This is a genomic window from Streptoverticillium olivoreticuli subsp. olivoreticuli, from assembly GCF_003391135.1.
Lineage (GTDB): Bacteria > Actinomycetota > Actinomycetes > Streptomycetales > Streptomycetaceae > Streptomyces > Streptomyces blastmyceticus.
The window spans coordinates 1,090,921-1,102,794 of the sequence record NZ_CP031455.1; the positions used below are offsets into that span (position 1 = coordinate 1,090,921).

The 11,874-nt window shown below is 69.9% G+C and carries 12 protein-coding genes; 8 read left to right on the plus strand and 4 right to left on the minus strand.

All coding sequences use genetic code 11. From position 1 onward, the window contains the following. Positions 1-45 precede the first annotated feature (45 nt). Positions 46-432, minus strand: coding sequence for an SH3 domain-containing protein (locus tag DXZ73_RS04715; RefSeq protein WP_116209764.1), 387 nt, complete (start codon positions 430-432; stop codon positions 46-48). 334 nt (positions 433-766) lie between these two features. Between DXZ73_RS04715 and DXZ73_RS04720 the strand changes: the two genes are divergently transcribed. The 4 genes from DXZ73_RS04720 to DXZ73_RS04735 all read left to right on the plus strand — a co-directional run bounded on the left by DXZ73_RS04720 (position 767) and on the right by DXZ73_RS04735 (position 4,711). Beyond that, positions 767-1,363 carry a dihydrofolate reductase family protein gene (locus DXZ73_RS04720; protein WP_116209765.1) on the plus strand — a complete coding sequence of 199 codons (597 nt, stop codon included), beginning with the start codon at positions 767-769 and terminating at the stop codon, positions 1,361-1,363. A 248-nt stretch (positions 1,364-1,611) separates the two neighbouring features. Continuing rightward, complete coding sequence (locus tag DXZ73_RS04725) at positions 1,612-2,973, plus strand: Dyp-type peroxidase (protein WP_205519104.1); 1,362 nt, start codon at positions 1,612-1,614, stop codon at positions 2,971-2,973. After that, positions 2,970-4,118, plus strand: coding sequence for a catalase family protein (locus tag DXZ73_RS04730; RefSeq protein ID WP_240351181.1), 1,149 nt, complete (start codon positions 2,970-2,972; stop codon positions 4,116-4,118). The genes DXZ73_RS04725 and DXZ73_RS04730 overlap by 4 nt, the downstream gene beginning before the upstream one ends. 35 nt (positions 4,119-4,153) lie before the next feature. After that, positions 4,154-4,711 carry a hypothetical protein gene (locus DXZ73_RS04735; RefSeq protein ID WP_116209767.1) on the plus strand — a complete coding sequence of 186 codons (558 nt, stop codon included), beginning with the start codon at positions 4,154-4,156 and terminating at the stop codon, positions 4,709-4,711. Between the two features lie 20 nt (positions 4,712-4,731). Here DXZ73_RS04735 and DXZ73_RS04740 read toward each other — a convergent pair whose 3' ends face one another. Both DXZ73_RS04740 and DXZ73_RS04745 read right to left on the minus strand, forming a co-directional pair. Further along, complete coding sequence (locus DXZ73_RS04740) at positions 4,732-5,856, minus strand: serine hydrolase domain-containing protein (protein ID WP_162890037.1); 1,125 nt, start codon at positions 5,854-5,856, stop codon at positions 4,732-4,734. Positions 5,857-5,929: 73 nt separating this feature from the next. Continuing rightward, entirely contained in the window at positions 5,930-6,646 is a 717-nt protein-coding gene (locus DXZ73_RS04745; protein WP_116209769.1) for a TetR/AcrR family transcriptional regulator, read from the minus strand. 116 nt (positions 6,647-6,762) lie between these two features. Between DXZ73_RS04745 and DXZ73_RS04750 the strand changes: the two genes are divergently transcribed. Further along, the gene (locus DXZ73_RS04750) at positions 6,763-7,851 is read left to right on the plus strand and encodes an alpha/beta fold hydrolase (RefSeq protein ID WP_116209770.1); all 1,089 of its coding nucleotides are present in this window, start codon (positions 6,763-6,765) and stop codon (positions 7,849-7,851) included. A gap of 79 nt (positions 7,852-7,930) precedes the next feature. Continuing rightward, entirely contained in the window at positions 7,931-8,413 is a 483-nt protein-coding gene (locus tag DXZ73_RS04755) for an SET domain-containing protein-lysine N-methyltransferase (protein WP_162890038.1), read from the plus strand. 82 nt (positions 8,414-8,495) lie between these two features. Here the strand turns inward: DXZ73_RS04755 and DXZ73_RS04760 are convergent, their stop codons facing one another. Next, positions 8,496-8,975, minus strand: a complete 480-nt coding sequence (locus tag DXZ73_RS04760) for a GNAT family N-acetyltransferase (protein WP_116209772.1) — start codon at positions 8,973-8,975, stop codon at positions 8,496-8,498. 123 nt (positions 8,976-9,098) lie between these two features. On the opposite strand from DXZ73_RS04760, the gene DXZ73_RS04765 reads away from it, so the two are divergent. Beyond that, positions 9,099-9,902: an aminotransferase class IV family protein gene (locus tag DXZ73_RS04765; RefSeq protein ID WP_205519105.1), complete on the plus strand. Its 804-nt coding sequence runs from the start codon at positions 9,099-9,101 to the stop codon at positions 9,900-9,902. A 781-nt stretch (positions 9,903-10,683) separates the two neighbouring features. Next, positions 10,684-11,850 carry a copper resistance D family protein gene (locus tag DXZ73_RS04770; RefSeq protein WP_162890039.1) on the plus strand — a complete coding sequence of 389 codons (1,167 nt, stop codon included), beginning with the start codon at positions 10,684-10,686 and terminating at the stop codon, positions 11,848-11,850. Positions 11,851-11,874: the final 24 nt, after the last annotated feature.

Consider the following 11,874-nt stretch of genomic DNA (forward strand, 5'->3'; position numbering starts at 1 on the left):
GCCGCAGGTGCGACCACTCAGGACTACCCCAAACCTAACGGACCATCACTTCTTGCACAGAGGGACCTGTGACAGGTTCTCGACGTAGCGCGCCGAGACGTAGCCGGGCTTGACGGCCAGCAGATACCACAGGTCGTTGCCGTCCACCTTCTGTCCGTGCTTCTTGCAGGACAGTTCGACGACCGTGCCCGGCTTGAGCGCGCCGAGGAAGGTGGAGGCGGACTTGGGCTGTTCACGGATCGACAGGGGCAGTCTGGAGACCACCTTGCCCTTCGGCGCGGCAGGTTTGGCGGCAGGCTCCGCGGAGACGTCACCCCGGGTCGGCTGGGCGCTGTGGGCTCCGGCCGGGGCGGCGGCCAGGAGCGCTCCGGAGCCGGCCAGCAGGATCGCCGCGCCCGCGGCGGCCGTGCGACGCATCGACAGATACATCATCTATCTCCCTTTCCATCCTTGAAGGCATTAACGGGAGGTACATGGCGTATGACCCGCGGGAACGCGGAAGGGTTGCCCCCAGCCGCCCACCCGGCTCGGATCGGCATGCGCGGCCGACGAGTCCCGGCCAGAAGGTGCCGGACCCGGACCCGTCGCAGGGCAGCACCGCCTGAGGGGGCGCCGCGAGGGGCAAGGCCCCTCGCCGGCAGACCGCGGCCGGGCCGTCGTTCCCCCGGCCTCCGCTCGTCGCCGAAGCGTTGTCAGTGGTCGGTGCGATGATCCCTTCATGCGGCGCGAGAGATGCCGTACCGCGGAGTGAGAAGAGGAGATTCCCGTGCACATTGTGGTCAGCGAGTTCATGAGCCTGGACGGCGTCGTGCAGGCGCCGGGCGGACCCGAGGAGGACACCGACGGTGGCTTCGCCCACGGCGGCTGGTCGCACCCGTTCTTCGATCCGGAGGTGGTGGGCGGCGCCTTCAGCGACGCGTTGACCAAGGCCGAGGCCCTGCTGTTCGGGCGCCGCACGTGGCAGACGATGGCCGCGGCATGGCCCGAGCGGGCCGGCGACCCGTTCGCCGACCGGATGAACGCCATCCCGAAGTACGTCGTGTCCCGGACGCTGGGCGACGACGAGCTGGTGTGGGACAACACCACGCGCATCCCCGGCGACCAGGCCGTCGCCCGCATCGAGGAGCTGCGCGGGACCGAAGGCGGCGACCTGCTGGTCATGGGGAGCCCCACACTCGTTCGCACCCTCCTGCGCGAGGGCCTGGTCGACGAGCTCCGGCTCATGATCATGCCCGTGCTCCTCGGCGGCGGCAAAACGCTCTTCCCGGACGACGGTGCGCTGCGCACGCTCGAGCTGGTCTCGACGGTCACCAGCGGCACGGGCGTGCACGTATGCACCTACCGGCCGGTCGCCGACCAATAGGTCCAGGCGCGCACCCGCGCACCCGGCCGGACCACATGACCGTGGCCGCGATCCGGCCGCGGCTCCGATCGCGGCCCGCCGGACAGTCCTTGGATCGCTGTCGCGACACGGTGAGCGGATTCCCGTCGATACCCGCACCAAAGGTGCATGATATGCCCATATTTGCAATAACATTGAGGAGGTTCCCCGATGCTTGAAGCCATCCGGCAGTTCGACCCGCAGGGGTGAGCGGGCTCAGCCAGGGTGCGGTGCCTGCCTTGGAGCTGGACGACATCCAGGGCACCGTGCTGCGCCGTCGCCCGGACGACTACCACGGCGTCTATCTGCTGTACCGGATCGAGGACCCGGCCGCGACGAAGCGGTCGCTGCGCGAGGTCCTGCCGGAGATCACCAGCGCGGTGGACTGGGAGCGGCCCCGCCCGTTCACCCTCAACATCGCCTTCACCTACCGGGGGCTGGCCCGGCTGGGCGTGCCGCAGGACTCGCTCGCCTCCTTCTCCGATGAGTTCCGGGTCGGCATGGCCGCTCGCAAGGAGGTGCTCGGCGACCTCGGCGCCAATGACCCCGGCAACTGGATCCCCCCGCTGGGTGGCCCCGACGTACACATCGGGGTGATGATCATCGCGAGGGCCCTCGAGGGGCTGCGCGAGCCGGTGGACGCGGCCGGGCGTCTGGCCGGGGTGAGCCTGGTCTACCGGCTCGACGTCGGTGTCCCGGTCACCGGGCGCGAGCACTTCGGGTTCCGGGACGGCATCTCCAGCCCGTATCTGGTCGGCAGCGCCGATCAGCCGCTGCCCGGTCAGGACGCCGTCCAGCCCGGCGAGTTCGTCTTCGGCTACCCGGACGAGTCCGGGACGCCGCCGAAGGGGCCTGCTCCAAACGTGCTCGGCCGCAACGGCTGCTATCTGGCCTTCCGGCAGTTGCACGCCGACGTCGCCGGGTTCCGCCGGTACCTGCGCGACAACGCCCGCTCACCCGAGGACGAGGAACTGCTCGCGGCCAAGATCGTCGGTCGCTGGCGCAGCGGTGCGCCGCTCGCGCTGGCGCCGGACCACGACGATCCGGAGCTGGGCGCCGACCCGATGCGCAACAACGACTTCCGCTACCACGACGACCCACGGGGCTTGCGCGTACCGCGTGGCGCCCACATCCGGCGTGCCAACCCGAGGGACGGCCTCACGGACACCGTGGTCGAGCCCGGCATCCACCGTGTGCTGCGGCGCGGCGCCGCGTACGGCCCGCTGCTGCCCGACGGCGTGCTCGAGGACGACGGCGCCGAGCGCGGGATCATCTTCGTCTTCATGGGCGCCAGCCTGTCCCGGCAGTTCGAGTTCGTGCAGCAGGTGTGGCTCAACGGTGGCGACTTCGCCGGTCTCGGCACCGAGCGGGACCCGCTGGTCGGCAACAACGACGGCACCGGCGCGCACACCATCCCGGCCAAGCCGGTCCGCCGCCGGCTCAACGGGCTGCCCCGGTTCGTGACCATGCGCGGTGGCGAGTACTGCTTCCTGCCCGGCCTCACCGCGCTCAAGTGGCTCACCACGCTGCCCGACCCGGACGGGGACCCGTCCGCCACGCGACCCTCACCGAGACCGGAGGACGACAGGTGACACCGTCCAAGATGAACTTCACCCCCGTGCGGTACTCACCCGATGCCGTGCCACCGGAACCGGACTTCGACCGCCACCTGCAGCAGGCCATCGACGTCATCGAGGACTTCGAGAAGGGCTCGGTGGAGGGCGAGGGCGAGAACCGCGCGGTCCGCTTCGCCCACGCGAAGGCGTACGGACTGGTGCGCGGCACGTTCGAGATCCTCGACGGCGTCCCGCCCGAATACGCCCAGGGCGTCTACGGCAGGCCCGGGACGCACGACGCGCTGGTCCGCTACTCCAACGGGCTGTCCCATCTGGGCGCCGACCGGATGCTCGGCAACATCGTGGGCATGGCCACCAAGGTTTTCGGGGTGGACTCCACCACCACCCTGCCGGACGAGGCCGCGAGCCGCACCATGGACTTCAACATGATCAACGGGCCCGTCTTCTTCTGCAATACCGCGGCCCACTACACCTTCCTGTCGAAGCTCTTCATCGACCTGCCGAAGTACCGGCTCGACGGCCGCCGGGGCAATCACCGGATGTACTACGACTGGGTGACCGGGTACGGCACGCTGCCGCCGGAGGAGTGGGCCTGGGACGAGCTCGGCGCGCTGCTGCGGCTGGGCGCGGGGGCCCGCTGGCAGAACCTCCTCCTCAGCTCGTTCTTCTCCATGGGCGCGGTGCGCCACGGCGACCACATCGCCAAACTGCGCATCCGCCCGACGGACAGGTCGGCGGCCGGCGTACAGGCCCGTGACCTCGACCCGACGAGCCGGGACGAGGTCTTCCGGCCCGCCCTGGTCAGCGAACTCGCCCGGTCGGACTGCGAGTTCGACTTCCAGGTGCAACTGTGCGCGTCCCTGGAGACCATGCCCGTCGACGACCTCACCGTCGAATGGGAGGAACACGAGTCCCCGTTCGTGACGGTCGCCAGACTCCGCTTCCCCCGCCAGGACATCGGCGGCGAGGACAACCTCGCCGCCGCCGACGCGCTCTCGTTCACGCCGTGGCGCTGCCCGCCGGAGCACGTGCCGATCGGCCCGATCCAGACCGTCCGCAAGGAGGCGTACCGGCGCTCGTCCGTACTGCGTCACGAGCTGAACGGCCAGCACCGCGCCGAACCGGCCTCGGCGGCCGACGTGCTTCCCGACCGGTCCTGACGTCGCCTGTCGAAACCTGTCGAAAGGGAACCCAGATGTACGACTTCGACCCGTCGACCTACCGGCCGATCTCCCCGGATGTACCGGTCGAGGAGATCGCCAAGTACTTCCAGAGCCCCCGCACACAGACCGACGGTGTGGGCCTGCGCGCGGTGAACCGGTCCGAGTTCACCCTGCTCGCACCGGTCATCCAGCCCACCGGGCCCGCCGTCTTCCTGGAGCGCGCCGAGAAGGCCTGCATCGAGGCGCCCTACTGGGAGAGCCGTCTCGGGACGGTCCACGACCTACGTGTCGCGCTCGTCGACGACGGCCGGCAGGTCCTGTTCTGCGCGACCTACAGCGACGAGTTCAAGCCCTACGTCGTCGACGTCATCCGCTTCGCCACCCCCTGGATCGACTACATGTTCACCGACGTCGCGGTCGGCTACCCGGGCCTGGCCTCCGACGACGCGATCCCCTATATCGCGAAGTACCAGGTCCAAGCCAACGTCTGGTACGGCGGCCCGAACCCGGAGGCCAGTCCCAAGGACATCGCCAAGAGCCTCGCGGTGGCCGCCGCATTCGACAACCTGCTGGACGCCGCCCAGGACTGACCGCTCCCACCGGTCGGCTCCTAGGACACGTGGGACCGGACCTCGTCCGCCAGCAGTCGCGCGGCCGTGTCCGCCGCGCCGCCGACCAGCCGGGTACGGGTGAAGGCAAAGGCCAGGCCGCGCTCGCGGTCGGCGAAGGCGATGCTGCCACCGCTGCCGTGGTGGCCGAAGGCCATCAGTTCACCGGCCATTTCGGGCAGTCCCAGGAAGTAGCCGAGCCCCTTGGTGTACCTGCCGAGAAGCATCCGGTCCTTCCCGTCGACTGCCACGCCCGCTACGAGCTCCAGGCGCTCCGGGGAGATCAGCCGCACGCCCTCGACCTCACCCAGCAGCGCGGCATACATGCGCGCGGCCGCCCGCGCAGTCGTGGTGCCTCCCGCGGGCACGTCAGCGAGCAGGTACTCACGGCGGTTGGCCAGCTCGGCCGTGGTCCACACGCTGCGGTTCGGCACGACGAGCTGACGGAAGGGCACCGTCGGCGGAAGGGCCTCCAGCCACGCCGCCCAGTTGCCTTCCACGAGCGGAGCCGTACGCGCCAGCTCGCTCTCGGGCAGGCCGAAGAAGAGCTCGTCGGACACGCCGAGCGGCTCCGCGACGTACGTACGCAGGGCTTCGCCCGGAGTCAGGCCGGTGATCCGGCGCACCGTCTCGCCGATGATCCAGCCGAACGTCCAGCCGTGGTAGCCGCTGGCGGAGCCGGGCTCCCACAGCGGCTCCTGCTCGGCGACGATCGCGCACATGGTGTCCCAGTCGCACAGCTCCGCCGGTGTAATGGCGGCGGGGAGCTGCGGTACGCCGACTGCGTGGGTCAGGGCATGGCGGACCGTGGCCCGTTCCTTGCCGTGGGCGCCGAACTCCGGCCAGTAGTACGCGATCGGGGTGTCGTAGTCGATCAGCCCGCGCTCGGCGAGCACGTGAACCAGTGTGGCCGTGAAGCCCTTGCCGGTGGAGAAGCTGTGGATCAACGTGTCCGGACGGAGCGACTCGCCGCCGGACCGGTCGGCCACGCCCGCACAGGCGTCGACGATCAGCTCACCGTTCAGGTAGGCCGCGACCTGTAGTCCGCTCTCCTCACCGGACTCCACGAGCCCTTCGAGGACCGCGCCGACCCGTGCCTGCACATCCGCGCTCGCGCTACGACTCACCTGTGCATCATGGCACCGTTCCGCCTGACCGGCCCGGCACACGATCAGAAGACCGGCCGGGAACCAGAGCCTGTCACATGAGTGCGGCGACGCCGTCCAGGATGCAGGTCAGGCCGAAGTCGAGGGGGTCGTCGTCGGTGGGGGCGAAGGCTCCGGCGGCGACGGCCCGGGTGAGGGCGGGGAAACGTTCGCTGTTGCGGTCGAGGAGGTCGGCGGTGAGCCGGTCCCACTCCTGGCTGCCGGCCTCGTCGTGGTCGAGGAGCTGCTGGGTGACGCTGCGGATGTGGCCGAGGATCAGGATGACGGCGTCGTGCTGCTGCTTCGCGCTGAGGCCGGTGGGGGCGAGGGCCGCCAGGGCCGCGTCGAGCCAGGCGACCTGGTGGGGTCCCATGGCCTGGCGGCGCATGCCGATGGCGGCCAGGAGCCAGGGGTGTTCGCGGTAGCGGTCCCAGCAGGCGCGGGACCAGGCGGCGAGCTGGGGGCGCCAGCCTCCGGGGATGCCGGTGACGGTGGGCGGGTCCACGAAGACGGCGTCGGCCATGAGGTCGACCAGGTCGCTCTTGCCGGGGATGTAGCGGTACAGCGCCATGGTGGTCACGCCGACCGCTTCGGCCAGTCGCTGCATGGAGACGGCGTCCAGCCCCTCGGCGTCGGCGATGGCGATGCCCTGGCCGGTGAGTTCGGCGACGGTCAGCTTCGGCTTCGGCCCGCGGCGGGGCTGGTCCCGCTCACCCCACAGCAGCGCCAGGCTCGCGTGCGGATCCCGCTTCTTGTCCCTGTTCGCCGGCATCGCAAGTCCCTTTGCTCGAAGTGCTGTCGGGGGTGGGGGTTACCCCTCCCCAAGAACTGTGCATAAGATACACATCAGTTTCTGCGTACTACATACACAGTTCCTGGGGGGTTCTCATGCTCGGCACCGTCATCACCACCACCGCCGCCACCGTCGTCGCCGCTCCCGCGGCCGGTCTGCTCGGCCGGCGCGGCCTGATGCGGGCGCGCAACGCCCGCTTGATCCGCATCGCCGACCCCCGCGGAATCGACGAGCGGTACCTCGCCCCGATCGGCGGGATCGACCAGTGGCTCTCCATCCGCGGCGACGACGTCAACAACCCGGTGCTGCTGGAACTCCACGGCGGCCCCGGCTCGGTCAACTCGATCTTCACCGCCCGCACCCGGGCGTGGGAGAAGCACTTCACACTGGTGCGCTGGGACATGCGCGGCGCCGGAAAGACCCTCCGGCACGGCGGCGCCGAGGGACAGGGCGAGGTGAGCTTCGAACGTCTCCACCGCGACGCCCTCGAAGTCATCCACCATGTGCGCACGCGTCTGGGCGTGCAGCGGGTCGTGCTCCTGGGGCACTCCTTCGGCAGCGTCTTCGGTCTGCGCATCGCCCGCAGCCATCCCGAGCTGCTGTCCGCCTACGTGGGAACCGACCAGAACATCCTCGACGCCGGACGCGACAACTCCGACAACTCCGCCTACTTCGGCGTCATCGAGCGGCTCCGGAAAGCGGGCAAGAAGAAGGAACTCGCCACCGTCGAGGCCATGGGGCCGGACGCGCGGAGCTGGACGGCGGAGCAGCACAGCCGCTACAACCGCTACGCCGCGGCCACCGATCCCCAGACGTTCGGCGCGCTGAAGTCGGTGGTGATGAAGTCCTTGTGGTACTCACCCCTTCACTCCCTGCGGGACCTGGGCACGTTCTTCCGCGGCATGAAGCTGTCGGAGCAGGTCGTCCGCTCCATCACCGGCTTCGACGACTGGGCCGACGGCACCCGCTTCGAGGTCCCGTTCTTCCTCTTCCAGGGGGCCCAGGACATGCTCACTCCCCCCGAGCGGGCGCGCCGCTTCTTCGACGACGTCCACGCACCCGTCAAGGACTTCGCGCTCATCGACGACGCGGGCCACTTCGCCGCGTTCAAGCACCCCGACCGCTTCCTCGACCTGCTGCTCACCCGCGTCCGTCCCGCCCTCGATCCGGTTGGCGCCCTCTGACGCGGCGCGACAAGCACACCGGGAGGCGCGCCGGGCGGCTCGAGGGGCGCGTGGAGGTCGGCCGTCATAGCCTGTGGTCATGGCATTGCACGGTGATCAGTATCCGCGCGGCGCCGGTCTGCGGGTGGCCGCCGATTCGCGGTACGGATCCGGCGCGGTGGCCGTCCGGCCGTTCGCTTCCGGGCAGGTGTTGGCGTCCCTGGCACACGGGGTGTCGGTGCGTCGGCCGAGCAGGATGTCGTTGCAGGTGGATGTGGATCGTCACCTGGAGGGGCCGGGCATCGGGGATGTGCGGTACGTCAATCACTCCTGCGCACCCACGGCGATCGTCGACACCTCCGTGCTCGCGTTGCGGGCCGCGCGGGACCTGGCTGTCGGCGACGAAGTGACCCTTTTCTATCCGGCGACCGAATGGGAGATGGCGGAGCCGTTCACCTGCCTGTGCCAGGAAGATGTCTGCCTCGGCCGCGTCTGCGGCGCCCGCTCTCTGTCCGAGCGCCGGCTGTCCGGCCATCGGCTCAGTCCGCATATCCGGCAGTTGATCTCCGAATACCGGTCGTAAAAGTATCGGAGGGGAGCCTGGAGTGCTCCGGCGGCTCGGTCCGTCGAACCGGTTCCCCGAGGACGCCCGCGCCGAACGCCCTTCAGATCAGGGGCTTGGCGAAACACCGGCTGCTGTCGTCGAAACGGTAGAGCCCGAACTTCGGTGCCACGGGCTCGTACCCACAGGAGACATACAGAGCGATCGCCTCGGGTTGCATGGTCCCGGCCTCCAGGACCATGCGCGTACGCCCCGCCTTCCGCGCGCTCTCCTCAAGCTCCGCCAGGATCCGCCGGGCCAGGCCCCGGCCGCGCGCATACGGCACCACGTACAACCGCTTCAGCTCCGCGTCCCCGTCCGCGAAGCCCTCCGCGTTCCGCTCCTGCGACCGCCAGCCGCCGGTGGCGACCGGTGTGCCGTCGTCCTCGTACGCGACGACGAACAGGCCACCCGGCGGCTGGAAATGTGCCGGATCCAGCGGAGTGAGGTCACTGTCGCCGTATCGCTCCACGTATTCCATCTGCACCTGGTCGTTGAGCTTCAGGGCATCGGGGTGGTCATATGCGACAGGCATGATCTGCATTCCAGAGATCGTACGGGCGGATGAACCGATGCCCCGCTCTGGCGCGGGCGCGCGGACGCCGAAGTCCTCGAACGGGCCGTCCCCTGGGGGAATCACCACGTCACGCGGCCTGTTGGCCGAAGCATGACCACTTTTGTTGTTCACCGTAACGGACAGGCGGCGACCGCCGAGGAGTTGGCGCCGCTCGCGTTCGCCGGCTATGCCCACTTCACCGCCATGCAGGTGCGTGGGGGCCGGGTCCGGGGCCTCGACCTTCATCTGGAGCGGCTGCGGTTCGCCTCCGTGGAGTTGTTCGGCCGGGCATTGCCCGACGATCGGATGCGCTCCTACCTGCGCGCGGCGCTGGAGGCCGGTCCGGCCGACCTCTCGCTGACGGCCACGCTGTACTCACCGGCGGGCGAATTCACCGCGGCCGGAGGGGATGTGGAGCCGGAGGTACTGGTCCGTACCGGACCGGCCGCGTCCGGCCCGGAAGGTCCGCTGACACTGGCGACTGTCGAGTTCGAACGGGTCCTCCCCGCTGTGAAGCACGTCGGCGAGGTGGCCAAGACGTACTTCCTCCGTCAGGCCGTCGGACAAGGCTTCGACGACGCCGCCTTCGTCGACCGTCGAGGCCGGCTCAGCGAGGGGACGATCTGGAATCTGGCCTTCTGGGACGGCTCCGCTGTGGTGTGGCCCTTGGCCGAGATGCTGGGCGGAACCACGATGGGGATCGTCCGCCGGCAGCTGGATCGTCTCGGTGTGCCCCAGCGCGTCCAAGAGATCACGCTCGCCGACCTGCCGGCGCTGGCCGGGGGTGTCGTCATGAACTCATGGACGCCGGGCGTGGCGGTACACCGGATCGGCTCCGTGCCCTTGCCCGAGGCGCCGTCCTTCTTGGAGTTGCTCCACCGGGCCTACCAGGCCGAACCGCTCACCTCGCCGTGAGGGCCGGTCCGACCGCACACCCGGGCTGAACACCGGGGTTCACGGCCCCGGCCACGCTGCGGGCCAAGGGCGCCGCGCCGCGCCGGTCCCTGTTCGTACTCGACAGGCACCGGCGCGGCACGCCCGGCGTGCACGTCGGCGGCGGTCTTCTCGCGGATGGCGCGCTTGCCGGCCTCGCGCGGAACGCGTGGTTCAGCGCGCACCCTTCGTGACGCGCGGTGCGACCGCCCGCGCGGTGGCGACGGCAACTTCCTCCGTACGCTCGCTCTTGATCCAGCCCCTGCGGAGGGTGGCCATCCGCCACGCGGCCCGCCAGGCGGCGATGAAGCTGACGTAGGTCCACAGCAGAAAGGCGTGGGAGTAGAGGAGGGCCGTCCAGACCGGCAGATCGCGAGCGCGCCGCCAGTACAGCAGAGCCAGCGCGAGACAACCGGCGGAGGACAGGGCGTACCAGCCGACGCCGCCGAGGACTTGGATCCACAGCGGGCCGGACGGGAGCGTGAACAGTCCGGCTCCGTGGCCGCGGACGATGCGGCTGCCCGTCCGGCGCGAGCCGGCCGCCCAGCGATCCGTCGGAGCGGCGGACGAAGAGGACGCCCATGACGACGAGCGGCCCGTTGTAGAGCATCGTGATCATGACGATGGCGAGAGCGGCGATTCGCGCGGTGGTCTCCCAGGGAATCACAGGAAGCCCTCCCTGCACAGGGACGGTTCACAGCCGGACGATGTCCGTCAGGATCACAGTCGGACCCCCGGTAACTTTAGGTTAGCCTTACCTACCATGACCCTCGTTCATCTGGCCGCCTCGGCCGGCTACAGCATGCCTCCACTCTGGAGGATTCTCACCAAATCGGGCTATTTCCTTGGCCTGTCCGGGGCCGTCGGTGCCACGGTGACGTACGCGGCAGCAGTCCGTCCGGCGCTTCGCGCTCCGGAGAGCGAGCGCGGCGACGTCGCCGCCATGCGCCAGCGGATCTCCGGTTACCTGGCGTGGGCCGGGGTCGTCCTGCTCGTGGCCGGTTACTTCCAGCTCGCAGCCCGCGTAGCCCGGGCCGGCAAGGGCATGCCCTTCGGTGATGCCCTTGCACCGGGGCGGATCTGGGACTTCCTGCAAGCGCCCGCGGCGAAGGGGGCCTGGGTGGCCCAGGGCACGATCTACCTGGTCCAGAACATCGTTCTGGTGCTGGCATCCGCCGCGCTGATCGCGCTGTTCGCCCCGCGGGCGCGCCGGCACCTGAACACGCTGGCGCTGACCGCACTTCCTCTCTCCCTCGCAGTGTCGCTCATCTCGGCGATACCGGCCACCGCGCTGAAGGACGCGGACAAGGTGCTCGACCTCCTCTTCGGGCAGGTCCACATCATCAGCGGCGCGGTATGGACCGGCGGTCTGGCCCTGCTCGCCACCGTCGCCGGCGCCCGCGGCCGACTGAGCGAGAACGCCGGCGTCCTGTGGGCGGACCTCTGGCGCCGCTTCAGCCTGGTCGCGCTGGTCTGCGTCGGTGCCGTGCTGACCTCCGGCCTGTGGATGAGCTGGAAGCACGTCGGCTCCATCGGGCAGCTGTGGACGACCACCTACGGCTTCTTCCTCCTCGTCAAGATCCTGTTGGTCCTCGGCATGGTGGCGGCCGGCGGCTTCAACCAGTTCTGGCTGATGCCCCGCATCGCTCAGGCCCGCCGCGCCGACTCCACGGCTTCCCTCCTGCACCTGACCCTGCGGCACTTCCCCAAGGTCGTGTGGGCGGAGGTCGCCCTCGGATGCGCCGTCCTGGCCGTCGTCCCGTTCCTCAGCGGTTCCGCCCGCTCCGAGGCCGGCAGCCCGCCGCCCGTCTCGGACGGGAGCATCTTCGCCGTGGGTGCCGCGCTGGTCCTCACACTGGCGGCGTCGCTCTACATCACCGTCAGGACCTCCGACGCCCTCTCCCGGCGCGAGGCCCTGGCCACGCCCTGACACGGGTCTGTACCGCCTACGGGC

Bases quoted from the DNA above. Each gene is read 5' to 3' on its own strand.
- DXZ73_RS04770 (WP_162890039.1), top strand. From the start codon at position 10,684: ATGACCCTCGTTCATCTGGCCGCCTCGGCCGGCTACAGCATGCCTCCA.
- DXZ73_RS04745 (WP_116209769.1), bottom strand. From the start codon at position 6,646: ATGCCGGCGAACAGGGACAAGAAGCGGGATCCGCACGCGAGCCTGGCG.
- DXZ73_RS04750 (WP_116209770.1), top strand. From the start codon at position 6,763: ATGCTCGGCACCGTCATCACCACCACCGCCGCCACCGTCGTCGCCGCT.
- DXZ73_RS04715 (WP_116209764.1), bottom strand. From the start codon at position 432: ATGATGTATCTGTCGATGCGTCGCACGGCCGCCGCGGGCGCGGCGATC.
- DXZ73_RS04735 (WP_116209767.1), top strand. From the start codon at position 4,154: ATGTACGACTTCGACCCGTCGACCTACCGGCCGATCTCCCCGGATGTA.
- DXZ73_RS04755 (WP_162890038.1), top strand. From the start codon at position 7,931: ATGGCATTGCACGGTGATCAGTATCCGCGCGGCGCCGGTCTGCGGGTG.
- DXZ73_RS04765 (WP_205519105.1), top strand. From the start codon at position 9,099: ATGACCACTTTTGTTGTTCACCGTAACGGACAGGCGGCGACCGCCGAG.
- DXZ73_RS04760 (WP_116209772.1), bottom strand. From the start codon at position 8,975: ATGCAGATCATGCCTGTCGCATATGACCACCCCGATGCCCTGAAGCTC.